Source organism: Streptomyces sp. NPDC029292 (genome assembly GCF_055569295.1).
This window is the reverse complement of the sequence record NZ_JBVHXR010000009.1, coordinates 185,281-210,120: the sequence shown is the minus strand read 5'-3', so window position 1 is coordinate 210,120 and position 24,840 is coordinate 185,281. Positions and strand designations below refer to the sequence as shown.

General features: G+C 67.9%; 14 protein-coding genes and 1 pseudogene. 3 read left to right on the top strand and 12 right to left on the bottom strand.

What is annotated here, in order from left to right; translation table 11 throughout:
• Positions 1-20: 20 nt before the first annotated feature.
• The 4 genes from ACZ4WS_RS21370 to ACZ4WS_RS21355 all read right to left on the bottom strand — a co-directional run bounded on the left by ACZ4WS_RS21370 (position 21) and on the right by ACZ4WS_RS21355 (position 4,776).
• Positions 21-1,343: a sugar ABC transporter permease gene (locus ACZ4WS_RS21370; protein ID WP_467982555.1), complete on the bottom strand. Its 1,323-nt coding sequence runs from the start codon at positions 1,341-1,343 to the stop codon at positions 21-23.
• The gene (locus ACZ4WS_RS21365; RefSeq protein WP_467982553.1) at positions 1,340-2,131 is read right to left on the bottom strand and encodes an ATP-binding cassette domain-containing protein; all 792 of its coding nucleotides are present in this window, start codon (positions 2,129-2,131) and stop codon (positions 1,340-1,342) included. Before ACZ4WS_RS21365 ends, ACZ4WS_RS21370 begins: the two co-directional genes overlap by 4 nt.
• A gap of 232 nt (positions 2,132-2,363) precedes the next feature.
• The gene (locus ACZ4WS_RS21360; protein ID WP_467982551.1) at positions 2,364-3,443 is read right to left on the bottom strand and encodes a sugar ABC transporter substrate-binding protein; all 1,080 of its coding nucleotides are present in this window, start codon (positions 3,441-3,443) and stop codon (positions 2,364-2,366) included.
• Positions 3,444-3,576: 133 nt separating this feature from the next.
• A complete protein-coding gene (locus ACZ4WS_RS21355) occupies positions 3,577-4,776 on the bottom strand; it encodes an ROK family transcriptional regulator (RefSeq protein ID WP_467982549.1) in 1,200 nt (399 codons plus the stop codon).
• Between the two features lie 169 nt (positions 4,777-4,945).
• On the opposite strand from ACZ4WS_RS21355, the pseudogene ACZ4WS_RS21350 reads away from it, so the two are divergent.
• Positions 4,946-5,857, top strand: a pseudogene (locus tag ACZ4WS_RS21350) (molybdopterin cofactor-binding domain-containing protein).
• Positions 5,858-5,903: 46 nt separating this feature from the next.
• Positions 5,904-6,206 (top strand): thiamine pyrophosphate-dependent enzyme, encoded by a 303-nt coding sequence (locus ACZ4WS_RS21345; RefSeq protein WP_467982548.1) that lies wholly within the window; start codon positions 5,904-5,906, stop codon positions 6,204-6,206.
• 9 nt (positions 6,207-6,215) lie between these two features.
• Here ACZ4WS_RS21345 and ACZ4WS_RS21340 read toward each other — a convergent pair whose 3' ends face one another.
• The 3 genes from ACZ4WS_RS21340 to ngcE are packed head-to-tail and all read right to left on the bottom strand — an operon-like array spanning position 6,216 to position 9,570.
• On the bottom strand, positions 6,216-7,136 hold the full coding sequence (locus ACZ4WS_RS21340) for a carbohydrate ABC transporter permease (RefSeq protein WP_467982546.1): 921 nt from the start codon (positions 7,134-7,136) through the stop codon (positions 6,216-6,218).
• Complete coding sequence (locus tag ACZ4WS_RS21335) at positions 7,136-8,059, bottom strand: carbohydrate ABC transporter permease (RefSeq protein ID WP_467982544.1); 924 nt, start codon at positions 8,057-8,059, stop codon at positions 7,136-7,138. Before ACZ4WS_RS21335 ends, ACZ4WS_RS21340 begins: the two co-directional genes overlap by 1 nt.
• A 59-nt stretch (positions 8,060-8,118) precedes the next feature.
• On the bottom strand, positions 8,119-9,570 hold the full coding sequence (ngcE, locus tag ACZ4WS_RS21330) for an N-acetylglucosamine/diacetylchitobiose ABC transporter substrate-binding protein (protein ID WP_467982542.1): 1,452 nt from the start codon (positions 9,568-9,570) through the stop codon (positions 8,119-8,121).
• A 490-nt stretch (positions 9,571-10,060) separates the two neighbouring features.
• Here ngcE and ACZ4WS_RS21325 point away from each other — a divergent pair, with 490 nt between their 5' ends.
• On the top strand, positions 10,061-13,888 hold the full coding sequence (locus ACZ4WS_RS21325; RefSeq protein WP_467982540.1) for a GH92 family glycosyl hydrolase: 3,828 nt from the start codon (positions 10,061-10,063) through the stop codon (positions 13,886-13,888).
• Positions 13,889-13,958: 70 nt separating this feature from the next.
• On the opposite strand, the gene ACZ4WS_RS21320 is transcribed toward ACZ4WS_RS21325, so the two are convergent.
• The 5 genes from ACZ4WS_RS21320 to acnA form a co-directional block, all read right to left on the bottom strand.
• Positions 13,959-17,231 carry a GH92 family glycosyl hydrolase gene (locus ACZ4WS_RS21320; protein ID WP_467982538.1) on the bottom strand — a complete coding sequence of 1,091 codons (3,273 nt, stop codon included), beginning with the start codon at positions 17,229-17,231 and terminating at the stop codon, positions 13,959-13,961.
• Positions 17,232-17,574: 343 nt separating this feature from the next.
• Positions 17,575-18,666 (bottom strand): lytic polysaccharide monooxygenase auxiliary activity family 9 protein, encoded by a 1,092-nt coding sequence (locus ACZ4WS_RS21315; protein WP_467982762.1) that lies wholly within the window; start codon positions 18,664-18,666, stop codon positions 17,575-17,577.
• Between the two features lie 477 nt (positions 18,667-19,143).
• Positions 19,144-20,706 (bottom strand): sensor histidine kinase, encoded by a 1,563-nt coding sequence (locus ACZ4WS_RS21310; RefSeq protein WP_467982535.1) that lies wholly within the window; start codon positions 20,704-20,706, stop codon positions 19,144-19,146.
• A complete protein-coding gene (locus ACZ4WS_RS21305) occupies positions 20,703-21,419 on the bottom strand; it encodes a response regulator transcription factor (protein WP_467982533.1) in 717 nt (238 codons plus the stop codon). Before ACZ4WS_RS21305 ends, ACZ4WS_RS21310 begins: the two co-directional genes overlap by 4 nt.
• A gap of 439 nt (positions 21,420-21,858) precedes the next feature.
• The gene (gene acnA, locus ACZ4WS_RS21300) at positions 21,859-24,573 is read right to left on the bottom strand and encodes an aconitate hydratase AcnA (RefSeq protein WP_467982532.1); all 2,715 of its coding nucleotides are present in this window, start codon (positions 24,571-24,573) and stop codon (positions 21,859-21,861) included.
• Positions 24,574-24,840 lie beyond the last annotated feature (267 nt).

Sequence of the window (24,840 nt, the reverse complement as noted above, 5' to 3'; positions counted from 1 at the left end):
CGCTCCTAGGGCACCCCGCGTTATGCGCGACCCGCGGCCTTCTGGCTCTTGCGGGACACCGAGTCGATGACCACGGCACCCAGGAGCACCGCGCCGGTGATCATGTACTGGATGGACGTGTTCATGTTGAGCAGGTCCAGGCCGGTCTGGATGGACTGGATGACCAGCATGCCCAGCAGGGCCGACCAGACGTTGCCCCGGCCACCGAAGAGGCTGGTGCCACCGATGACGGCGGCCGCGATGGCCAGCATCAGGGTGTTGCCGCCACCGGCGTTCAGGGTCGCGCTCGCGGTCTGCCCGGCGAAGAACATGCCGCCGACCGCCGCGAAGCCGCCGGAGATGGCGAACACGGTGATACGGATCATGGGCACGCTGATACCGGCCCGGCGGGCCGCCTCGATGCCGCCGCCGACCGCGAAGATCTTCCGGCCGTACGTGGTGCGCCGCAGCACGAAGTCGACGATCACCAGCGCCGCGAGGAAGATCACCAGGGCGTTGGACACACCCGAGGCGTTGTTCAGCACGGCCGCGGCGGCGAAGGACGCCACGGCGAGCGCGCCGACCCGCACGAGGATCTCGCCGGTGGGCCGGAAGGGCACACCGGCGGCACGGCGGCGGCGCTGCTCACCGAAGGAGCCCACGAGCATGGAGAGGACGCCGAGGCCGGCCAGCACGTAGGCGCCGATGACGGCCTGGTCCATGAAGAAGGAGCTCTGACCGAGCAGGTGCACCGGGCCCGTCTCGGCCGGGACGTTGATGGTGCCGCTCGAACCGAGCAGCCACAGCATCAGACCGTTCCAGCCGAGGAAGCCGGCCAGTGTCACGACGAAGGCCGGTACGCCGATCTTGGCGAAGAACCAGCCGTGCAGCGCGCCGATGCCGACACCGGTGACGACGGTCAGGATCAGGGCCAGCCAGCCGTTCATGCCGTGGTTGACCACGAAGACGGCGAAGAGCGTGGACGCCAGACCGCTGACCGAGCCGACGGAGAGGTCGATCTCTCCGAGCAGCAGGACGAACACCAGGCCGATGGCCAGCATGCCGGTGGCCGACATGAAGTAGCTGATGTTGGACAGGTTGTCGGCGCTGAGGAACCGGTCGTTCTGGAACTGGAAGATCGTCCAGATGATGATCAGTCCGACGAAGACCGGCAGCGAGCCCAGCTCGCCGCCCTTCACCTTGCGCTTGAACTCGGTGACGTAGCCCTTCAGGCCCTCTTCGCGGACCAGCAGCCGCGGGTCGACGACGGGCACGGGCGCGGCCGTGGGGTCGTCGGCGGGCGCCACGGTGGTCTGGGGCTCCGGCTCGGAGTCCGACTTCGTGACCTTGGACGTGTCGCTCACTTTGCCGCCTCCGTGCTGCGACGCCCCGCACGACGGGTCACGGCGTTTTCCGTGGCTCCCGTGATCGCGGCGATGATCTCTTCGTGGCTGGTGTCCTTCACCGGGAAGGAGCCGTTGTTCTTGCCCAGGCGCAGGACGGCGACGGTGTCCGCGACCGCCTTGACGTCGGCCATGTTGTGGCTGATGAGGATGACGCCGAGGTTCCGCTCGCGCAGCCGCTCGACCAGGTCGAGGACCTGCGCGGTCTGCTCGACGCCGAGGGCGGCGGTGGGCTCGTCGAGGATGACGACCTTGGGGTCACCGATCAGGGCGCGCGCGATGGCGACGACCTGGCGCTGGCCACCGGAGAGGCTCGCGATCGGGATACGCACGCTCGGGATGCGGATGGAGAGCGTGCTCAGCAGCTCGCGAGCCTTCTGCTCCATCGTCACCTCGTCGATGACGCCTCGGTGCAGCAGCTCGCGTCCGAGGTAGAGGTTGCCGACCACATCGAGGTTGTCGCACAGGGCGAGGTCCTGGTAGACCGTCGCGACGCCGAGTCCCTGGGCGTCGTGCGGCTTGTTGATGCTGACCGGCTTGCCATCCCACTCGATGACACCCTCATCGATCGGGTGAACACCCGCGATCGTCTTGACCAGGGTCGACTTTCCTGCGCCGTTGTCGCCGACCAGGGCGACCACTTCTCCGGCGTGAACCTCCAGTTCGACATCGGTGAGCGCTTGCACAGCACCGAATCGCTTAGAGACTCCGCGCAACGCCAGCACGGGCGTAGCGGACACGTGAACCATCTCCTTCGCCGCCTGACCGGCGGGGATGCCGCGCTTACTGACAGGCGCGGAGGGATGTGCAAAACGCACAAGGTTTACAAGATGAACATGCGCGAATCCGCTGCGCTTGGCAACGGTCGGTTCCGTCCGACGCCCACCCCGCAGCGGGGTATGAAGGTGGGGCAGGCGTCGGACAGGTTTCGCGAGACCGCCGAGCGGTCGTGACTCGGGCGTTCGCCCGAGATTCGGGTGACTACTGGAGACCGGCGGCCTTGCAGGCCTTCGCGTACTCCGAGGTGCAGATGTCCGCGACGGTGTAGAGCTTGTCCGCGATCACCGTGTCCTTGATGTTGGCCTTGGTGACCGACACCGGGGTCAGCAGCTGCGAGGGCACCTTGTCACCGGAGCCGCTGGTCTGCGTCGTGGTGGCGAGGTCCTTGATGCTCTTGCCCTGGAGCAGGTTGACCGCGAGCTGGGCGGCGGCGTCCGCCTCCGGCTTGAAGGCCTTGTAGACCGTGCTGGACTGGGTGCCCGCGACGATCCGCTGGATGCCCGCCAGTTCGGCATCCTGACCCGTCAGCGGGATGCCGCTGATGTCGGCGCCCTTGAGGGTGTTGGCGATACCACCGGCCATGCCGTCGTTGGCGGAGTAGACGCCCGCGATCTTCTTGGCACCGAGCTGGGTGATGGCCGCGGACATCTTCTGGGCGGCGACGGTGTCCTTCCAGAGGCCGGACTGCTCGTAGGCGATGTTGACCTTGCCGTCGAGCGCGTTGTGGGCGCCCTTCTTGAACTGCCCGGCGTTCGGGTCGGCGTCGTCACCGTTGATCATGACGACCTTGGACTTGGTGGTCGCCTTGGAGCCGAGCGAGTCGAGCAGCGCCTGGCCCTGGAGCTCGCCGACCTTGACGTTGTCGAAGGAGACGTACGCCGAGACCGGACCCTGGGCGAGACGGTCGTACGCGACGACCTTGATGCCCTTGTCGACCGCGGTCTGGATGGAGGACTTGATGGCGGCGGAGTCCTGGGCGCTGATCACGAGGACCTTGACACCCTTGGTGATCATGCTGCTGACCTGCTGGGCCTGCTTGGCCGCGTCACCCGCCGCGTTCGCGTACTCGACCTTGCAGTCGGAGCACAGCTCCTTCACCTTGGCGTCGAAGAGCGGGTGGTCGAACTTCTCGTAGCGCGTGGTGACGCTGTCGGGAAGCAGCAGACCGATGGTCTTGCTGTCCGAGCTGCTGCTGTCAGAGCTCTTGTCACCGGCCTTGCCACAGGCGGCCACGGAAAGGGCCATCGAGACCGCGGCGGTACCGATCACGACTCTACGCATCGTTGCGTTCATTGGGGGTGCCTCCCTGACAGGGCCGCAACGCTGCGGCCGAGGTGGCTCGAAGTCAACTCGGCCGCACGTAAGACGTCAAGAAGTAAATACTTAACGAGATTGCAACGGCGCTATGCGTTCTCTAAGTGAAGGCAGGGGTGGCTGCAGTCAGCGAGCCATCCAAAAGGGTCGAATCGCCCATCTCGCTGAGTGCGAGAGCGAGCGCTCCGAGCACCTCCGCGCGACCCCCAAGTGCCCCTGGCAGCACCGAGAGTTGACGCGCGGCGCTGGGGATCGCATACCGGCTGACCGACTCCCTGATGGGCCCGAGAACCAGCTCCCCGGCCTCGGCGAGATCGCCGCCGAGAACCACCCGGCTCGGGTTCAGCAAGTTGCAGAGGTTCGCGACGCCGCTGCCGATGTGACGGCCGACATCGGCGATCACCCGACGGCAGCCCGGATCACCGTCGCGCGCCAGTCTGACCACGCCTTCCATGGTCAGATTGGTGCCATGACTGGACTGGAGGAGCGGCAGCACATAGCGCGCGGCCGCAAAGGTCTCCAGGCAGCCTCGGTTGCCGCAGCGGCACACGGGGCCGGATTCATCGAGAGTGATATGCCCGATTTCTCCCGCCGTGCCACCCGGGCCCCGGTAGATCTTGCCGTTGATCACCAGGCCCGCGCCGACACCGCTGGCGACCTTGATGTACGCCAGGTCCTTGACCCCGCGCCCGCTCCCCCAGACCATCTCGCCGAGCGCGCCCAGGTTGGCGTCGTTGTCCACGTGCACGGGTACGCCGAGCCGCCCTTGCAACTCCTCGGCGGGCTTCGTGCCGGTCCAGCCCGGCAGGATCGCGGTGGAGCCGAGGCTCCCCGACTCGACGTCGATCGGACCGGGCACACCGAGCCCCACGCCCGCGATCTTGGAACGGTCCACCCCGGTTGCCGCGATCAGGCGATTGACCAGCTCCTCGGCCCGGTCGAAGCCCTGCGCGGCGGAGGCGTCCACGTCGAGCGGCTCGGACTCCTCGGCCAGCACCTGGTGGGCGAGGTTCCCGACCGCGACGCGCAAATGCGTATGCCCGAAATCGACGCCGATCACGATGCCGGCGTCACCGCTCAGACTGACGCTGCGGGCCCTGCGGCCGCCGGCCGAAGTGGGTGTGACCTCGACCGTTCCGCCGTCCTTGAGTTCCCGGACGATATTGGACACGGTCGCGGCGGACAGGCCCGTCGTCCTCGCGATCTCCGCCTGCGTGAGCGAACCCGCAAGGCGCACCGCACGTACGACGCGCTCCAGATTGGCTCGGTGCAGCGACGACTGCGACCCCGGAGTCTCCATCGACTCATCCACTCCTGCCCTCAGCCGGACGGCCACGATGCCGCCGGTGTGATCCGGGTCACAGCAGCGGAGCCCCGGTTCACTTACAAGTTGTGAACTCCAAGCTCCGCTGAACGGGTTACCGCAGTCAAGTCCTTGACGGAAATCGGGGCAGAGTCTCCCTGTCCGGATGCGGGTCCTGCCGCCCGGTTCCCCGACATACTCCCGGAAATCCGCCGGTCGGCTCACCGCCGTCTCCCCGGCGGGCTCCGTTCATCCGCTGCACACAGCCGGGGAGCTCAGCCGGCCGGGGCGGCCGACGCGCGGAGCCACCGCCACCTCGCCCTGTTCGGACCTCTCCGCGCAGGCCGGCCGCTTCCTGACGCTCGCGGGCGGTGCGCTGATGAAGGCAGGCGAGCGCATGCGGGAACGCATGCGCGGGCTCGCCGCCCGCTGTCCGGGCGTCGATCCCGCGGACGTGACCTCGCACGGCGAGGTGTTCCGGGCCGAGGGGCAGGAGGTCGGAATCGCCTGGCGAGAGGTCGCCTTCCGGGGGTGGAAGGGGTGGGGCGGAACCGATCCCGAACCCACCCAGCTGGAGCAAACGGTCGACTTCGCCCCACCGGCCCTGACCTTCTCGTACCGCACCCACGGCGCGGCGGTCGCGGTCGACGCGGAGACCGTCCGGACACACGTCGAGGACTAGTGGGCTGTCGACGACAGCGGCGTGCTGGTCAATCCGCGCAGCCGCGCCGGACGGATCACCGGCGGCATGGCCCAGGGCATCGGCATCGCCCTCGTTCAGGAGGTCGCGTACGACCCGGCCGACGGACAGCCGATCAGCGCCGGTTACGCCGACTACGTACTGCCCTCCCCCGGCGACATTCCGGCGGAGCCGGCCGAGGACCGGGTCACGCCCAGCGCCGTCATTCCCTGCGGCTTCAAGGGACTTGGCGAGAGCCGGGCCATTCCGCCGCCGGCGCCCCTCGCCAACGCCATGGCGGACGCCGTACCCGAGATCGCCGAACTGCTGACGGCGACACCGATGTCCCCGTCCACCGTCCGGACCGCCCTCCAGGCGGTCAAGCCGGACCAGGACTGACCAGAAGGACCAGGAGGACCAGGAGGACCAGCAATGGGGGATCCCTGTGATCGGCGACGGGCCCGCCATGTACTCCGTCCAGGCTCTGTGGTCGGCTGCCGAACTGGGCCTGCCCCGCACGGTGATCGAGGTGAACAACGGCGCGCACGCGACCCTGAACCGCTTCGCCGAGCGATTCGGCATCGACAAGCCGGTGGGCACGGCCCTGACCGGCGACTTCACGGCCTTGGCACGTGCCCAGGGCTGCGCATCGGCCCGGGTGGACCGTGCGCAACACCTGGCCGCCGCACTGGCGACGGCACTGGACTCCCCGTATCCCTGCTTGCTGGAGGTGATCACCCCCGACTGAGCCCGACGGCTACTTCAACGCACCCGCCGTCAGCCCCTGCACCACCTGCCGCTGGAAGATGATGTACGCGGCCAGCACCGGCAGCATCGCCATCACCAGGCCGGCGAACAGACCGGACCAGTCGCCCTTGTACCCCTGGCTGGTCGCCAGCTCGACGAGGCCCTGGGAGAGCACCTTCTTGTCCGGGTCGGTGTTCAGCACCGTGGGGAGCATGTACTGGTTCCACTGCCCCAGGAAGTTGAAGATACCGACGCTGATCAGACCGGGCTTGGCCATCGGCAGCATGATCTGGAAGAACGTCCTGGTGTGCGAGGCACCGTCGACGAATGCCGCTTCGGCGATCGAGCTCGGGAGCGTCCTGAAGAACGAGGTCAGGAAGAAGACCGTGAACGGCAGCGAGTAGGCGATGTAGACGAGTATCAGGCCCGGCAGGGTGTTCAGCAGTTGCATGTTGTTCAGCACATAGAACAGCGGCACCAGGGCGAGCATGATCGGAAAGCTCATTCCTCCGACGAAGAGGAAGTAGATGAAGCGGTTGCCCGGGAAGTCGAAACGGGCGAGGACGTACGCCGCCATCGAACCGAGGACAAGCGTGCCGACCAGCGAGAATCCGACCACGATCAGCGTGTTGCCGAAGTAGTCGCTCATGTGCGCCTGCGACCAGGCGCGCGACCAGTTGTCGAAGTGCAGCTTGTCCGGCAGCGACCAGGGTGAGCTGAAGATGGAGTCGTCGTCCTTGAAGGACGTCATCACCGCCCACAGGAGCGGCAGTACGACCATGATGGCCCAGAGGATGAGGATGCCGTGCGAGAAGACGTTGAGGGCGCCGCCTTCGCTGCTCTTCGCCTTCTCCGGCGCCGCCTTCGTCTTCGTCACCTGAGGACGGTCCTCGACCGGCTCCACGGGCGGCGGGGTGTCAGTGGTCTTCATCAGAACTCCAGCCGCTCGCGCCGGCCCAGCCGCATCACGATCGCTGCGAACAGCAGCGTGACGATGAGAAGGGCGACACCGATCGTTGTCGCGTAGGCGGCGTTCGCGTCGCGGAACGCCGATTGGTACACGTACAGCGGAAGGACCGTGGTCGAGTAATCGGGCCCGCCGGGACCCACGGTCATGATCTGTACGGCGGCGAATGCCTCGGCACCGAGGGCCAGGATTCCCATGTAGACCCATCCGGACTGCACGGTGTCCCAGAGCAGGGGAAGGGTGATTTTGAAAAAGGTGGTGAATCGGGACGCGCCGTCGAGGAGGGCGGCTTCGTAGAAGTCCTTCGGGATCGACGCCATTCCCGCGGAGAACAGCACGACGAAGAACCCGACCGTGCTCCAGAGAAGTACCGCCATCACGCACCAGAGGGCGAGATTCGGGTCACCCAGCCAGTCCGGCTGGACACTGTCGAGACCAATGGCCTTCAAAGTCCCGTTGATCACCCCGTCGTTGGGGTTGTACGCGAACTGGAAGAGCAGCGCGACGATGGCGATCGACAGCACCTGAGGGAAGAAATAGGCGATCTTGTAGAAGCCCGAGCCGCGCACCCCGGTGATGGCGGCGCCCTTTCGGCGCCGCCCACCGACATTGAGCATGAAGGCGAAGAAGAGTGCGAGGCCCAGCGTCACCAGCGGCAGCAGCAACGCGAACAGCAGGCTGTGCTGCAACGACTTCCAGAAGATGTCGTCGTCCAGCATTCTGCGGTAGTTCGCGAAGCCGACCATCTTGAAGTCGGGGCTCAGACCGGTCCAGTCCGTGAACGAGTAGTAGATCGCCTGGATGAACGGCCAGATCACGAAGATCCCGTACAAAGCCAAGGGGGTCACCAAGAACCCCACAATGAACCGGTACTTGCCGTGTTGCATGGTTACCGACCCCGATCGTTTAGCGGGTGCCGCCGCTGGTGACGTCTGCGCACGTTCCGCTACTGGTGCTTGTAGTGCTTGATGGACTGGTCCTTGGCCGCCGCGTCCGCGTAGCCCTGGATCTTCTTGATGGCCTCGGCCGGGGTCAGTCGCCCTGCCATCATCTCGCCGAGACCGGAGACACCGATCTGCTCCTTCTGGAGCTTCACGTACCAGTCCTGGAGGCGCGGGTTGACGACGTTGTCGCCGGCCTTGTCCAGGGCCGCGACACCGGACTTGAGGCCCGGGGTCAGCGTGATGCCCTCGGTGCCGCCGTTGAAAGCGGTGAGCGACTTCACCTGGCTGGTGAAGTTCTTCGACGAGGCCTCGCTGAGCATGATGCGCAGCTGCTCCATGCCGCCCGCCGGGTTGGCCGCCTTGGCCGGGACGATGAAGGGTTCGCCGCCGGAAGCCCAGATGGTGCCGAACGGCATCTTGTCGGAGCTGTCGAGGCTGGACGGGCCGCTGACGGCCAGGTTGAAGTCCGCCGGGATGACCTTCGCGGACTCGTTCTCCACCCAGGAGCCGTTCGGGATGAAGAGCGCCTTGCCCTTGGCCCAGGCGGTCTGCGACTGAATGTGGTCGATACCCGGGGTGCCCTTGAGGATGTAGCCCTTCTTGTAGAGCTCGTAGTACGCCTCGAACGCGGCCTTGACGGCCGGGTCCTTCCACGCGTTCGGCTCCAGGTTGTCGATCTTGTCGAGAACCTCGCGGCCGCCGATCTTGGCGATGAACGGGTAGAGCGAGAAGGGCAGGTAGTACGGGTACTTGCCCGCGTACGTCCAGCCGGCGATGCCCTGCTTCTTCGCCTTCGCGCACAGCGCGAGCATGGCGTCCCAGTCCTCGGGGTACGTCGAATCGAGCTTGTTCAGGGCAGTCTCGGAGTACCACACGCCGTAGACCGTGTACGCGTAGTACATGATCCACACCGGGTCGCCGTCGAACTGGCCCATCTCGACGATGCCGGGGCGCAGCGTGTCACGGACCTTCTTGGCCGGGTCGTCGATCGACGGCGCGTCGAGGAGCGGGGTCAGGTCGGTGAGCTGCTTCTTACCGACCAGCACGCCCATGTCCATCTGCTGGGCACCGGAGTTGTCGATCAGGTCCGGAGGAGTGCCGCCGTTGAACTTGGGCTGCAGCTCGGACTGGATCTTCTGTGTCTTGTGGAAATCGATCTTGACCTTGGGGTACGCCTTCTTGTACTCGGCGTTGGCGTCGGTCGCGTACTTCGTGCCGAAACCGCCGTCGAAGATGACGACCGAGAGCGCCGCGGTCTCGTTGACGCCCAGCGGATTCTTCTTCGTCTTCTTGCCGGTCTTGGCCTTGCCCTCAGTACCGCTGTCGCTGCTCGCACACGCGGACAGGAAGCTCATCGTGGGTACGGAGATCAGGCCGAGTGCCGCCGACCGCTTGATCAGATCACGGCGGCCGACACCCTCGGGGTTGCTGTTCTCGGCGGAAGTGGATCCCATGCTCAAGTCCTCGCCTTCTCCAGGACTCAGGCGGTGAACCGGATCCTCCCCGGCACCGCGATTAGGTCAAAGCTGGGGTCGTGCATGGAGGTTTCAGTCGGACGACACGGCGATCGGTGTAGGTGACACGGTCCTCCGCGTCCCGATTTCCCCCCGGGGTTGTGCCTGTCCATCGCCATCGAACGGCGGAGCAGACGCCGACAGGTATAGTCCATTTCCCGCCAGCGGAGCAAGATCGAATGCAGGTTTACCGGTGGGTCTTTTCCGAGTTGAGACCTCCCGGAAATATGGGGCGCCCCCGCCTCACCCCGGAGAAGATCGACAGGGTGCCAACCTCCCGCAATGAACCCAATGCGCGGTTCGTCGCACGGTATTCATCCCGGATGCCACATCCAACACCCTTGACATCACTGGCAACTTGACCCCCTACTGATCCTTGCCCAGCGATTTGACAACGTTGTCCGTGCAGGCGCAGGGAGGGTGCTCTCGAATGCAGCACAGAGCTCGGTACAGACGGAGTTCTACGGCTCGGCCCGGATGGGGTTCCTCGGCAGCACTGGGGGTGACAGCGCTTTCTCTGCTGGTCGCCTCGCAAGGCGTGGCAATCGCCCTGCCGGCCCAAGCGGCGGCCGCCGACCGGGAGTTCACCTCCTCGTTCGAATCGGGTGATCCCGCGCCGGACTGGCTGAACACCGTCGACACGGCGTTGGACGGTACAAAGCGAGCATCCGGCGTCGACGGCGGATACAGCTCAGGCATCCCCGGCAATGTCACCGACCACGTCACGGACGTCCGCGCCAGCGGCGAGAACACGGGCGCGGGCGAGGTGAAGGAGAACCTCGTCGACGGCGAGCCGAGCACCAAGTGGCTGACCTTCGAGCCCACCGGCTGGGCGGAGTTCGACCTGGACTCCCCGGTCAAGGTGGTCACGTACGCGCTTACCTCGGCCAACGACCACGACGAGCGCGACCCGCAGGACTGGACCCTCCAGGGGTCCACCGACGGCAAGGACTGGAAGACCCTCGACACGCGTGCCGGCGAAGCCTTCGGTGAGCGGTTCCAGACGAAGTCGTACGACATCACGGGTCCCGTCGAGTACCAGCACTTCCGCCTCGACGTCACCAAGAACGACGGCGGGGACATCCTCCAGCTCTCCGACGTCCAGTTCTCCACCGGCGCCAGTGACGACCCGACGCCCAAGGACATGCTCTCGCTGGTGGACCGCGGACCGAGCGGCTCCCCCACCGCGAAGGCGGGCGCGGGTTTCACCGGCAAGCGGGCCCTGCGGTACGCCGGTACGCACAAGGCGGACGGCCGGGCGTACTCGTACAACAAGGTGTTCGACGTGAACGTGGCCGTCGGACGGGACACCGAGCTGTCGTACCGGATCTTCCCCTCCATGGCGGACGGCGACCGGGACTACGACGCCACGAACGTCTCCGTGGACCTGGTCTTCACGGACGGCACCTATCTGAGTGACCTGAACCCCGTCGACCAGCACGGTTTCGCGTTGACGCCGCAGGGGCAGGGCGCGTCCAAGGTCCTCTACGTCAACCAGTGGAACGACGTCGCCTCACGGATCGGATCGGTCGCGGCGGGGAAGACGGTGGACCGGATTCTGGTCGCATACGACTCGCCCAAAGGCCCGGCGAAGTTCCGCGGCTGGCTGGACGACGTCTCCCTCAAGGTCGTGGCGCCCGAGAAGCCCAAGGCGCATCTGTCCGACTACGCACTGACGACCCGCGGCACCAACTCCAGCGGCGGCTTCTCGCGCGGCAACAACTTTCCGGCGACGGCCGTCCCGCACGGCTTCAACTTCTGGACGCCGGTGACCAACGCGGGCTCGCTGAGCTGGCTCTACGACTACGCACGGGCGAACAACGCGGACAACCTGCCCACCCTCCAGGCGTTCAGCGCGAGCCATGAGCCGAGCCCCTGGATGGGCGACCGGCAGACCTTCCAGGTGATGCCGTCGGCCGCGTCCGGCACCCCGGACACCGGCCGCACCGCCCGCGCCCTCGCCTTCCGGCACGAGAACGAGACCGCGCGCCCCTACTACTACGGGGTGACCTTCGAGAACGGTCTCAAGGCCGAGATGGCGCCCACGGACCACGCGGCGGCGCTGCGCTTCACCTATCCCGGTGACGACGCGGGCGTCGTCTTCGACAACGTCACCGAGCAGGCGGGGCTGACGCTCGACAAGTCCGCCGGCGTGGTCACCGGCTATTCGGACGTGAAGTCCGGCCTGTCGACAGGTGCCACCCGGCTCTTCGTGTACGGGGTCTTCGACGCGCCCGTGACCGAAGGCGACTCCAGCGGGGTCAAGGGGTATCTGAAGTTCACGGCCGGCGCGGACCACACGGTCACGCTGCGCCTCGCCACCTCGCTCATCAGCATCGACCAGGCCAAGGACAACCTGCGCCAGGAGATCCCCGACGGCACGTCCTTCGGGACCGTCAAGGCGCGGGCCCAGCAGCAGTGGGACAAGCTGCTCGGCAAGGTCGAGGTCGAGGGCGCGACGCCGGACCAGCTGACAACGTTGTACTCCAGCCTGTACCGGCTGTACCTCTACCCCAACTCCGGCTTCGAGAAGGTCGGTTCGGCGTACCAGTACGCCTCGCCGTTCTCGCCCATGCCGGGTCCCGACACACCCACCCACACCGGCGCGAAGATCGTCGACGGCAAGGTGTACGTCAACAACGGCTTCTGGGACACCTATCGGACGACCTGGCCCGCCTACTCGCTCCTGACGCCCGGTCAAGCAGGTGAGATGGTCGACGGGTTCGTGCAGCAGTACAAGGACGGCGGCTGGACCTCGCGCTGGTCCTCGCCCGGGTACGCGGACCTGATGACCGGCACCTCGTCGGACGTGGCGTTCGCGGACGCGTATGTGAAGGGTGTCGGCTTCGACGCGGAGTCGGCGTACAACGCGGCCCTGAAGAACGCCACGGTCGTCCCGCCGACATCGGGCGTGGGCCGCAAGGGCATGGCGACCTCACCATTCCTCGGCTACACGAGCACCGACACGGGCGAAGGCCTGTCGTGGGCCATGGAGGGTTATGTCAACGACTACGGCATCGCCGAGATGGGCCGGGCCCTCTACAAGAAGACCGGCAAGAAGCGCTACAAGGAGGAGTCCGCGTACTTCCTCAACCGGGCCCAGGACTATGTGAATCTGTTCGACGGGACGGCCGGTTTCTTCCAGGGCCGCGACGACAAGGGCGGCTGGCGGGTCGAGTCGTCCAAGTACGACCCACGCGTGTGGGGCTACGACTACACGGAGACGAACGGCTGGGGGTACGCGTTCACGGCGCCGCAGGACAGCCGGGGTCTGGCGAACCTGTACGGCGGCCGGAGCGGGTTGGCCAAGAAGCTGGACGCGTACTTCGCCACGCCCGAGACGGCCTCGCCCGACTTCGTGGGCTCGTACGGCGGAGTCATCCATGAGATGACCGAGGCCCGTGACGTACGCCTCGGCATGTACGGGCACTCCAACCAGGTGGCGCACCACGTGAATTACATGTACGACGCGGCGGGGCAGCCCTGGAAGACGCAGAAGAACGTCCGCGAGGTCCTCTCCCGCCTCTACACCGGCAGCGAGATCGGGCAGGGCTACCACGGCGACGAGGACAACGGCGAGCAGTCGGCCTGGTACCTCTTCTCCGCGCTCGGCTTCTACCCGTTGGTGATGGGCAGCGGCGAATACGCCATCGGCTCCCCGCTGTTCACCAAGGCGACGGTCCACCTGGAGAACGGCAAGGACCTGGTCGTCAAGGCCCCGAAGAACAGCGCGAAGAACGTGTACGTGCAGAGCCTGAGGGTCAACGGCAAGAAGTGGAACTCGACTTCACTACCGCACTCCCTCATCTCCCGTGGTGGCGTGCTGGAGTTCGACATGGGCTCCAAGCCGTCCTCATGGGGCACCGGCAAGAACGCGGCGCCCGTGTCGATCACCCAGGACGACAAGGTGCCCTCGCCGCGCACGGACGCCCTGAAGGGGGAGGGCGCGCTGTTCGACAACACGTCGGCGACGGATGCGACGGTCACCTCGGTCGACCTGCCGATCGCCGCTTCCACCAAGGGAGTTCAGTACACCCTGACGTCGTCCTCGGACCACACGAAGGCCCCGACCGGGTGGGTCCTGCAGGGCTCGTCCGACGGCACGACGTGGACCGACGTCGACAAGCGCTCCGGCGAGTCCTTCCCCTGGGACAAGCAGACCCGCGCCTTCACGGTCGCCGACCCGGGCTCGTACGCCCACTACCGCCTGGTCCTCGACGGCCAGTCGACCCTCGCGGAGGTGGAACTGCTGGCCTGACGCACACCCCCCACGGGAGAGGGGCGGGCTCGGAGGAGACTCCGGGCCCGCCTCGCGTTCCTGGGTGGGTTCAGTTCACGGCGAGGGTGAAGACGTGCAGGTCCGCGTTGTCGGGCAGCTTCACGCTCTTGATGGTCCTGCCGGACGGGGCCTGGAAGGGCTTGGTGGCGAAGACGTAGGTCGGCACCGGGTCCTTGTCGGCGCCCGCGACATTGCGGTACGCGGCCTTGGCGACGGTCTCGTTGCCGTACTGGACGGTGCCGGCTCCGCCGCCGACGGTCCAGTCGGTGAAGGAGAGGTCGATGGAGTCGGTGGTGCCGTCGGTGTAGGTGACGGTGGCCTTGGTCTGCTGGTTGCCGTTGACGGCGCTGCCGATGAACGACAACTGGGTCACGGGGTCGGGAAGTTCGATGGTCTGGGCGGTGGCCGAGGCGTTGTCGGGACGGCCGGACGGGGAGTCGGGCCAGGTGTACGTGAGGCCGTCGACGGTGCCCTGTCGGCCGGGAGTGAGGCCGGCGTCGGCGAGGGCCTGGCGGGAGTAGCTCCAGCCGCCGCCGTCGTAGTCGGCCTCGTCGTGGTCGCCGGTGTCGTCCGAGATGCCGGTGTTGTTGTATGCGGCGAGGAGGGAGCCGGGGGCCGCGACGGTGAGCGCGACGGGTTGTCCGTACGAGGTGTCGGTCGACGTCACCGTGACCTTGACGTCGTAGAAGCCCTGCTTGGCGTCCTCTGCGGCCGACAGGGTGATCTGCTGCGCGCCGTCGGTCACCGTGCCCTCGGCGGGGGTCGCCGTCACGCCCTCCGGCGCGTCCACGCGGAAGCGGACCTCGGGTCCCGCGCCGCCGCTCAGGGCGAGGGCGCGGATGTCGAGCTTCGCGCTGCCGCCCGGCGCGAGCGTCGCCGTGGTCGGCCCCACGCCGATCTGGTACGGCTGCTCGCCCTCGCGGAAGGAGGGTGGAGCGGCATCCTCGGAGCTGCCCCACTGCTTGTCGGGGGTGTCGCCCAGCGTGTAGTCGAGCGTGCCGCCGTCCCGGACGAAAGAGGCCGGGAGCCAAGGCCGGTCGCTGATACGGCCGTTGACCTTCAGAGAGTGGATGTACGGGGCGTCGGCGGCCGCGCCCGCGGCCCGGATCTCGATGTCACCGCCGCCCGGCCGTTCGATCTCGGCCCTCGGGAACAGCGGTGAGGACAGGGTGAGTTCGGCGCGGGAGGGCACCTGGGGGTACATGCCGAGTGCGGAGAAGACGTACCAGGACGACATCGCGCCGAGGTCGTCGTTGCCGGGGATGCCGCCCGGCTGCGTCGACCACAGCTGGTTCATCGCGGCGCGGACGGTCGCCTGCGTCTTGTAGGGGGCACCCGCGTAGTCGTACAGGTACGGCACGTTGATCGACGGTTCGTTGTCCAGCTCGGACTTGTCGCCGCCGCTGCCCGTGAAGGCCCAGCTGCCGTCGGCGTTGTGGAAGAAGATGTCGAGGCGGTCGAGGGCCTTGTCGCGGCCGCCCATGGCCGCGAACAGCCCGGCCGGGTCGTGCTGCACCATCCAGGTGTACTGGGCCGCCGTCCCCTCCACGAAACCGTTGCCGGTGGCGGGGGTGAAGCCGGTGACCCAACTGCCGTCCGCCTTACGGTTCGCGACGTAGCCGCCGGTGGGGTCGGCCGCGATGTTGAAGTTGTTCTGCCACCACTGGGAGCGTTGGGCGAACTCGTCGGCGGTCCCCTTCTTCCCTGCGGCAGCCGCGAGTTGGGAGATCGCGAAGTCCGCGCCCGACATCTCCAGGGTCTCGGCGGCGCCGCCCCACGCGTTGGACACGGAGGGCATGTAGTGCTGCTTCAGATACTTGTCGAGGGACGGACGCTGGCCCACCGAGAGGACCGGCTTGCCCGCCGAGGAGAGATCCTGCTCCGTCGGCACCGTGGCCGCCTGGACCAGGGAGTCGAGCGCGCCCCGAAGGTCGAAGTCCGTGCCGCCGAAGGCCCGGATGCCCGCGAGCGCGGCCGGTGAAGGATCGCCGTTCATGACGTGCGTGCCGCTCGCGCCGTGCAGCCAGCGATCCCAGACTCCCCCGTTCTGCCGGGCCGTTTCGAGCAGCGACTGCGCGATGTCGGAGCCGGTGTCCGGGTTGAGGAGGGTCAGCAGCTGGACCTGGGAGCGGTAGACGTCCCAGCCGGAGAAGGTGCCGTACTGCGCCCGGTGGCCGCGGCTGACGAGATGGACCTTGTCGTCGGGACCCCGGTATCTGCGGTCGGCGTCACTGATGACGTTCGGGTGCAGGAGGGCGTGATAGAGCGCGGTGTAGAAGGTGGTGCGATCGGTGTCCGTACCGCCGCCGACCTTGATGGCGCCGAGCCGGTCGCGCCAGGCGCGGTGGGCGGCACCCTGGACCGAGGCGAAGGACCGGTACGGCGGGTTCTCGGACGCGAGGTTGGCCTCGGCGCCCGCCTGACTGACGTACGAGATACCGACCTTGACGTTCACGGGATCGGCGCCGGGCTCGAACTCCACGTAGCCGCCCGCGCCCTTGCCCGCGACGGGACGGCCGCCCTGCCCGAATCCCCCGGTGCCGCCACTGGCTTCCGTGCTCCCGGGGCTCAGCCTGTCGTCCTGCCAGGTGCCGGTCGCCTTGAAGTCATGGTCGAAGCGGGCGGTGAAGTAGAGGGTGTAGTAGGCGCGTTGACCCTCCGGGTCGAGGTAGCCGCAGAAGTTCCCGGAGGTGACGGATCCGGAGACCGTGCGGGTCGCCGGGTCGATCCGCAGGGACGAATCCGTGGACCCGACTTCGGAGTTGGCGGTACGGATCAGCAGCGAGGCGGGTTGGTCGGCGGGGAAGGTGAAGCGTCCCGAGCCCGTGCGGGCGGTCGCCGTGAGGTCGGCGGTGACACCGGAGGCGAGCCCGACCTTGTAGTGGCCGGGCTCCGCGCTCTCGTCGGCGTGCGCGAAATCGGCCGCGTACACGGCGTCCTTGGTGTCGCTCGCCGGGGACGAGGTGACCTCGCCGGCGTACGGGAAGAAGGGGATGTCGCCGCTGCCGCCCGCGCAGCCCGTGCCGGACATGTGGGTGAGGCTGAAGCCCCGGATGCGCGTGGCGTCGTACTGGTAGCCGCCCGGCGCGGCCGTGCGGGTGGCGTCCCCGCGAGTGTTCTCGGGGCTCCAGGAGAGCATGCCGAAGGGCACGACGGCGCCGGGGAAGACATTGCCGCCGTTCTTGGTGCCGATGAGCGGGTCGACGTATGCGGTGGGATCCCGGACCAGGTCCGGGGGTGCGGCGGTCGCGGCCACCGCTGGGGTGATCCCACCGGCCGCCAGAGCGACGGCCAGCAGGACGGATGACGGACGGAAACGCATGACGCGGCCCCTCCTCCTTCGGACGGGTCGCGCACCACAGGTCGCACAAGCCGCAGGGACAGTAACGTGCGCCACGGGCACCACGGAAGACCGCCCGCGGCACGGGAGACGCGCCCGGCGCACACCCCGTTGGCGCAGCGCACGCCTCGTCGAAGGTCAACTGGGTTGACATCGTTGTCTGTTGAGGCGGTAGAGTCATGTACAGACCATTCGACAACGTTGTCGCGCACCAGGGTCACCACAAGCCGCACCATCCCGGGCCGGGCCTCCCCCGACCGCGTCCGGGCTCGCGGACCGGGTGAGTACCGAACCACCCACCCGGTCCGCCCTGAGCCGCGCAGGGTCACCCCACCCGACAGGGCAGGGCCGTTGAGGGATCGTCACCGGTGCCCTGGACGACGTACCCGAACGTCGTGCTCTTGCCCGGATCCAACGCCCCGTTCCAGTCGGCGTTGTGCACCATCACATCCTGACCGTTGTACGTCACGTTGCCGTTCCAGAGGCTGGCGACCGACTGCCCGCTCGGCAGCGTCCAGTCGACCATCCAGCCGAGCATCGGCACGTCGCCGGTGTTGGTGACGGTCACCTCGGCCTGGTAACCGCCGGACCAGCTGTTGGTCGTACGACGGGTCGCGGAGCACGCGCCGGGCGGTGGCTCGGTCGGGTTGCCCGGGTCGTGGATGCCCGTCACTTCGCCGTTGCCGCCGTCGAAGACGACGTCGGAGCAGGAGTAGAAGGTCTCCGCGCTGTCCGAGCGCTGCCAGACCATGTAGATGATGTGGCGGCCGGACTTGCCGTCGGGGAGCTTGCCGCTCCACGAGTAGTTGGCCTCGACCGTGCCCGGGGTGCCGTTGAGCGGCGGGTGGTCGACCGTGAGGAACGGCTGGTCCTCCATGTCGTCCCAGGTGAGCGTCTTGGTCGGGTCGAAGCCGTCCTTGGTGATGTAGACGTAGAACCAACCAGGGTGCGCGGCCCAGGCGTTGTACGAGAAGTCGGCGGTCGCGCCCGAGGTGAGATGGGTGAGCGGCCAGTCGTTCCGCGGGAGGTTGAACCCCGTGAAGTTGGCGTTGCCGCCGCTGCACAGCTCGCCGTCCGGGACGAAGCCGCGGGTGCGGCCCGCGCCGTCCGAGCGGAGCACCGAAAACCAGTTGTAGAACGGCGTGGTGCCGCTGACCTGCTGCGCCGCCTTGCAGGCCGGGTTCACGGGCTTGATCTCACCGGTGTCGGTCAGCCCGTCCTGCCAGCACAGGAAGGTGCGGCTGCCGGGTTTCATGGGGGTGCCGTGGGCTGCCGCCGCGCCGCCGGTCGTGACGACCAGGCCGAGGGCGGGGAGCGTACTGAGGACGGCGAGCAGGATGAGGAACAGTGCTCTGCGGCGGGTGGGCAGCGGTAATCGGGATGCGGTCGACGACTTCCGCGGCGCCATGTAGGACATGTGCATGACAAGAGCTCCTTTGCTCGATGTCGTGGGAAGAACCGGACGAGGCGGGAGCGGCTCCGGGGGCGGGTTCCGGTCCGCTGCCATGGGAGCGCTCCCACCTCATTCGGAAGTTAGCGCGCGCAGGAACCTCTGTAAACGCCTCACGCACGAGGGCCGCACCCTCCTCACAGGTGGGTACGGCCCTCGCCATGACCGAGAAAGACCAGTGTTACGTCACTGGTGGTGAGGTGACGTCAGGTAGTGCTGCCGAAGGAGCTCCTTCCCGTAGTCGTTGCCGTTGGGCGTAGGGATGACGGAGTGGATGTCGAGTGGATCCGATTGTGAAGCCGGGCGTGGAACCGGGTCTGAATGCGGACTTGAAGGCGAGCGTGAAGCCGGGCCTGAATGCCGACCTACACCTGAAGCCAGACCTGAGCCCGGGCCTGAAGCCAGACCTGAAGCCAGACCTGAAGCCGGACTTGAGGCCCCGGCTCAGACCGGTCCCGCGGACGACGACTCGACGGCGAACGCCGCGCGGGACTGCCCGACGGCCCCGGACGGCGGCAGCCCGACGGCCCCGGACGGCGGCAGCTCGACGGCCGTGGTGGACGGCAGCTCGACGGTGAACTCCGTGCGGCCGGGCGCGCTTTCCACGTGAATACGGCCCCCGTGCGCCGCCGTGATGGCCGCGACGATGGCGAGGCCGAGGCCGGAGCCGCCGTCCGCCGGGCCGCTGCGGGCGCGGGAGACGTCGCCCCTGGTGAAGCGCTCGAAGACCGAGGGGAGCAGGTGCCGCGGAATACCGGGGCCGTCGTCCCGTACGCGAATCGTGCAGGACGCCTCCGTGACCTCCAGCGAAGCGACCACGGTCGTGCCAACAGGCGTATGCACACGGGCGTTGGCCAACAGGTTGGCCACCACCTGATGCAGCCGTGCCTCGTCGCCGACGACCAGTGCCGGGGAGTCGACCAGCAGCGCCAACTGCCAGTTGTGGCCGTCCCCGGCGGCCCGCGCGTCCCATACGGACTCGGCGACCAGGGCTGCGAGGTCGACCTCCGTCGCGTGCAGGGGCCGGCCCTCGTCGAGCCGGGCGAGCAGCAGCAGATCCTCGACCAGGCCGGTCATCCGCGCCGACTCGGCGGAGACGCGCCGCCAGGCCAGGGTCGGCTCGATCTTCTCGGTGCCGCGGTTCATCAACTCCGCGTATCCGGCGATGGACGCGAGCGGCGTACGCAGTTCATGGCTGGCGTCGGCGAGGAAGCGGCGCATGCGTTCCTCGCTGCGCTGGCGCTCGCCGATCGAGGACTCGACGTGGTCGATCATGCGGTTGAGCGCGGCGCCGACCTGGCCGGCCTCGCTGCCGGGGTCGGTGTCGCGCTCGGGCACCCGGATCAGGTGGGTGACCTCACCGTGGCCGAGCGGGGAGCGGGACACCTCGACGGCGGTGGCGGCGACCCGCCCCAGCGGGCGCAGTTGGCGCCGGATGACGACGGCGCAGACGCAGCCCGCGACGGCGAGTCCGGCGGCCGCCACGACCGCCTCGACCACCACCAGGCCGCTGATCATGTCCTGCACGTCGTCCATCGGGAGGCCGGTGAGGACGGGACTCCCGTCGACCTGGAGGGCGGTGACCCGGTAGGTGCCCAGGCCGGGAACGGTCCGGGTGTGCAGGGATCCGTCGGCCGTGATGCCGCCGAGGGACGCGCGCTGGGCGGCGGTGAGTGCCTGGAGTCCGCCGCCCCGGATCACCACCTGGGCGGCGATGACGTTCCCGGCGTCGTCGAGCCGGGCGCCGAGCGTGCCGGACGCCTGCCCCTGTTCATTGAGGAACGAAAGGTCCGTGCGGACGCCGGGCCCGACCTGGATCCCGCCCTGGCTGCGCTCCGCGGCGTGGGTGACGTGCTCGTCCAGGTTGCCGAGCAGATAGGCCCGTTGGGCGAAGACCGTGGTGAGGGCCATCGCGGCACACACCACGACCAGGATGACGCTGATGAAGACGAGGAGGCGGGTACGCAGGGACCGGCCTCGCAGACGCGCGTGCGGTGGGCGGCTCATCTCCCGTCCTCCGGCGGCCTGATGACGTACCCCATCCCGCGCACCGTGTGGATCATGGGCGCCCGCCCCTTGTCGAGCTTCCGGCGCAGACCGGAGATGTACACCTCGACCAGGTTTCCGCCGGCGTCGAAGGAGCTGCTCCACACATGGTCCAGGATCTGGGCCTTGCTCAGCACCTGGCGCGGGTGCCCCAGCAACAGGCTGAGCAGGTCGAACTCCTTGGCCGTGAGCCGGACGGGCGTGCCGTCGCGGTGCACCTCGCGGGTGCCCTCGGTCAGCACCAGGTCGCCGAGGACCAGTACGGCGCCGTCGGACTGTGCGTGCTCGGCCCCGGCCCGGCGCAGCAGTCCGCGCAGCCGCAGCACGACCTCCTCCAGGGAGAAGGGTTTCGTCACATAGTCGTCGGCACCCGCGGTGAGCCCGTCGATGCGGTGTTCCAGCGCGTCACGCGCGGTGAGCATGAGAACGGGCAGCTTCGGATTCTCGTACCGCAGCCGCCGCAGCACCTGAACTCCGTCCAGGTCGGGCAGCATCCCGTCGAGGACGACGACGTGCGGGGCGCAGCCTCGCGCGACGCGCAGCGCGCTCTGTCCGTCGGCCGCTGGATAGGGCCGCCAGCCCGCCTCCGTCACAGCGACGGACAGCAGTTCGGTGAGCCCCGGCTCGTCATCGACGATCAGCACGCGGACGCGGTCGCTTCGGGTGCCAGACATGTGACGATCCTGTCCCCGTCCGCTGAGAGAACCCTGTGTTCCGGCTTAGCCGTAGCCGTGTGAGCGGACGCTCGGACCGGCCGGCACCCCCACCCAGCGGCGCCGGAGCCTCCAACTCCGTTGGCCGAAGCGGGCATTGACACAGTCCGGCCGCAGGAACCCCTTGAACACCTTCGGGCCCGGCACGCACGCTGGTCCAGACCTCATCCGGCACTCCGCGGCCACCGAGGCGGTGGCCCGCCATCTGGGGGTGAGCCTGCGGACGCTGCGTCGCCGGGTGGGCGACCTGCAGGAGCGGCTGGGCGCGGGGAGTCGCTTCCGGTTGGGGATGCGCGCGGCGCAGCGCGGCTGGGTCCAGCCGTGCCGTCGTACGCGAAGGGCCGCACTCCCCTCAGGAGGAGTGCGGCCCAACTGCCGTACCGGACTGCCTAGTTGTTGATTACTTGGCGATCAGGTTGCGCAGTACGAACTGCATGATGCCGCCGTTGCGGTAGTAGTCCGCCTCGCCGGGGGTGTCGATGCGGACGACCGCGTCGAACTCGACGCCGGTGTCGGTGGTGACCTTGACCGTGCGCGGGGTGATGCCGTTGTTCAGCTCGGTCACGCCGGTGAAGGAGAAGGTCTCCTCGCCGGTGAGGCCGAGGGACTCGGCGGTGGCGCCCTCCGGGAACTGGAGCGGCAGGACGCCCATGCCGATGAGGTTCGAGCGGTGGATGCGCTCGTACGACTCGGCGATGACAGCCTTGACGCCGAGCAGCGCGGTGCCCTTGGCGGCCCAGTCGCGGGACGAGCCGGAGCCGTACTCCTTGCCGGCCAGGATGACCAGCGGGATGCCCTGCTCGATGTAGTTGCGCGAGGCGTCGTAGATGAACGCCACCGGCGCGTCCGCCTGCGTGAAGTCGCGGGTGAAGCCGCCCTCGGTGCCCGGCGCGATCTGGTTGCGCAGGCGGATGTTGGCGAACGTACCGCGGATCATGACCTCGTGGTTACCGCGGCGGGAGCCGTACGAGTTGAAGTCGCGGCGCTCGACGCCGTGCTCCGTCAGGTACTTGCCCGCCGGGGTGTCGGCCTTGATCGCACCGGCCGGGGAAATGTGGTCGGTGGTGACCGAGTCGCCCAGCTTGGCCAGCACGCGGGCACCGGCGATGTCGGTGACCGGGGACGGCTCGTGCGCCATGCCCTCGAAGTACGGGGGCTTGCGGACGTAGGTGGACTGCGGGTCCCACTCGAAGGTGTTGCCGGTCGGGATCGGCAGCGCCTGCCACTGGGCGTCGCCCGCGAAGACGTCCTGGTAGGACTTGTTGAACATGTCCTCGCCGATGGAGTTGGCGACGACGTCGTTGACCTCGGCCTCGGAGGGCCAGATGTCCGCGAGGTAGACCGGCTTGCCGTCCTGGTCGATGCCCAGGGCGTCCTTGGTGATGTCGACCTTCATCGAACCGGCGATGGCGTACGCGACGACCAGCGGCGGGGACGCAAGGTAGTTCATCTTGACGTCGGGGTTGATCCGGCCCTCGAAGTTACGGTTGCCGGAGAGTACCGAGGTCACGGCCAGGTCGTGCTCGTTGACCGCCTTGGAGACCTCTTCCGGCAGCGGGCCGGAGTTGCCGATGCAGGTGGTGCAGCCGTAGCCGACAAGGTTGAAGCCGACCTTGTCGAGGTACGGGGTCAGGCCCGCCTTGTCGAAGTAGTCGGTGACGACCTTGGAGCCCGGGGCGAGTGTGGTCTTGACCCACGGCTTGCGGGTCAGGCCCTTCTCGACCGCCTTCTTGGCCACGAGCGCCGCGGCGACCATGACGTACGGGTTCGAGGTGTTGGTGCAGGAGGTGATCGCGGCGACGGTGACGGCGCCGTGGTCGATCTCGTACGTCGAGCCGTCGGCGGCGGTGACCAGCGTCGGGCGGGTCGGGACGCCGTTGTGCTCGGCCGGAGCGTCGGAGGCCGGGAAGGACTCCTTGCCGGACTCCTCGTCCTCGGAGACGTAGTTGCGGACGTCCTGCGCGAACTGCTCCTTGGCGTTGGCCAGGATGATGCGGTCCTGCGGGCGCTTCGGGCCGGCGATGGAGGGGACGACCGTGGAGAGGTCGAGCTCCAGCTTCTCGGAGAAGTCCGGCTCGGCGGCCGGGTCGAGCCAGAGGCCCTGCTCCTTGGCGTACGCCTCGACGAGCGCGACCTGCTGCTCGTCACGGCCGGTCAGACGCAGGTACTTCAGCGTCTCGTCGTCGATCGGGAAGATCGCGGCGGTGGAGCCGAACTCCGGCGACATGTTGCCGATGGTGGCGCGGTTCGCGAGGGAGGTGGCGGCGACGCCCTCACCGTAGAACTCGACGAACTTGCCGACGACGCCGTGCTTGCGGAGCATCTCCGTGATGGTCAGCACGAGGTCGGTGGCGGTGGTGCCGGGCTTCAGCTCGCCGGTCAGCTTGAAGCCGACGACGCGCGGGATGAGCATCGAGACCGGCTGGCCGAGCATTGCGGCCTCGGCCTCGATACCGCCGACGCCCCAGCCCAGCACACCCAGGCCGTTGACCATCGTGGTGTGCGAGTCCGTACCCACGAGGGTGTCGGGGTACGCCTGGCCGTTACGGACCATGACCGTACGGGCCAGGTGCTCGATGTTCACCTGGTGGACGATGCCGGTGCCCGGCGGGACGACCTTGAACTCGTCGAAGGCGGTCTGGCCCCAGCGCAGGAACTGGTAGCGCTCCTTGTTGCGGCCGTACTCCAGCTCGACGTTCTGCGCGAACGCGTCGTTGGTGCCGAACTTGTCGGCGATGACGGAGTGGTCGATGACCAGCTCGGCCGGGGCCAGCGGGTTGATCTTCGCCGGGTCGCCGCCGAGCTCCTTGACGGCCTCACGCATGGTGGCGAGGTCGACGACACAGGGCACGCCGGTGAAGTCCTGCATGATCACGCGGGCCGGCGTGAACTGGATCTCCTGGCTGGGCTGGGCCTGCGAGTCCCAGCCACCGAGGGCCCGGATGTGGTCGGCGGTGATGTTCGCGCCGTCCTCGGTACGGAGCAGGTTCTCCAGCAGCACCTTCAAGCTGTACGGAAGGCGAGCCGAGCCTTCCACCTTGTCCAGCCGGAAGATCTCGTACGACTCGTCGCCCACCTGCAGCGTGCTGCGGGCGTCGAAGCTGTTCGCCGACACGACAGTCTCCTTCATTGATGTGCGCGTTCCCACCGCATCCTGCCGCCACGACGTCTTGGCCGATCCGCTAAGGTAAGGCTAAGTTAGGCAACCCTTACCAGGGTGGCGGCTGCGGTGCGCCTCGGCAGATATCTCGATGTCGAGATAACTCTAGTACATGGGGGCGGGCTGGTCATGCCCGGCCCGCTCGTGGCGTCCCTGTATACCTGGACTCGTCCCGACTGAACCCGGCGCGCCGGACAGTGACGGCCACGGCCGGGCCGCCTC

Coding starts and splice junctions, on each gene's coding strand:
- ACZ4WS_RS21315 (WP_467982762.1), bottom strand. CDS start 18,666: ATGTCCTACATGGCGCCGCGGAAGTCGTCGACCGCATCCCGATTACCG.
- ACZ4WS_RS21335 (WP_467982544.1), bottom strand. CDS start 8,059: ATGCAACACGGCAAGTACCGGTTCATTGTGGGGTTCTTGGTGACCCCC.
- ACZ4WS_RS21355 (WP_467982549.1), bottom strand. CDS start 4,776: ATGGAGACTCCGGGGTCGCAGTCGTCGCTGCACCGAGCCAATCTGGAG.
- ACZ4WS_RS21365 (WP_467982553.1), bottom strand. CDS start 2,131: ATGGTTCACGTGTCCGCTACGCCCGTGCTGGCGTTGCGCGGAGTCTCT.
- ACZ4WS_RS21320 (WP_467982538.1), bottom strand. CDS start 17,231: ATGCGTTTCCGTCCGTCATCCGTCCTGCTGGCCGTCGCTCTGGCGGCC.
- ngcE (WP_467982542.1), bottom strand. CDS start 9,570: ATGGGATCCACTTCCGCCGAGAACAGCAACCCCGAGGGTGTCGGCCGC.
- ACZ4WS_RS21360 (WP_467982551.1), bottom strand. CDS start 3,443: ATGCGTAGAGTCGTGATCGGTACCGCCGCGGTCTCGATGGCCCTTTCC.
- ACZ4WS_RS21325 (WP_467982540.1), top strand. CDS start 10,061: ATGCAGCACAGAGCTCGGTACAGACGGAGTTCTACGGCTCGGCCCGGA.
- ACZ4WS_RS21305 (WP_467982533.1), bottom strand. CDS start 21,419: ATGTCTGGCACCCGAAGCGACCGCGTCCGCGTGCTGATCGTCGATGAC.
- ACZ4WS_RS21310 (WP_467982535.1), bottom strand. CDS start 20,706: ATGAGCCGCCCACCGCACGCGCGTCTGCGAGGCCGGTCCCTGCGTACC.
- ACZ4WS_RS21340 (WP_467982546.1), bottom strand. CDS start 7,136: ATGAAGACCACTGACACCCCGCCGCCCGTGGAGCCGGTCGAGGACCGT.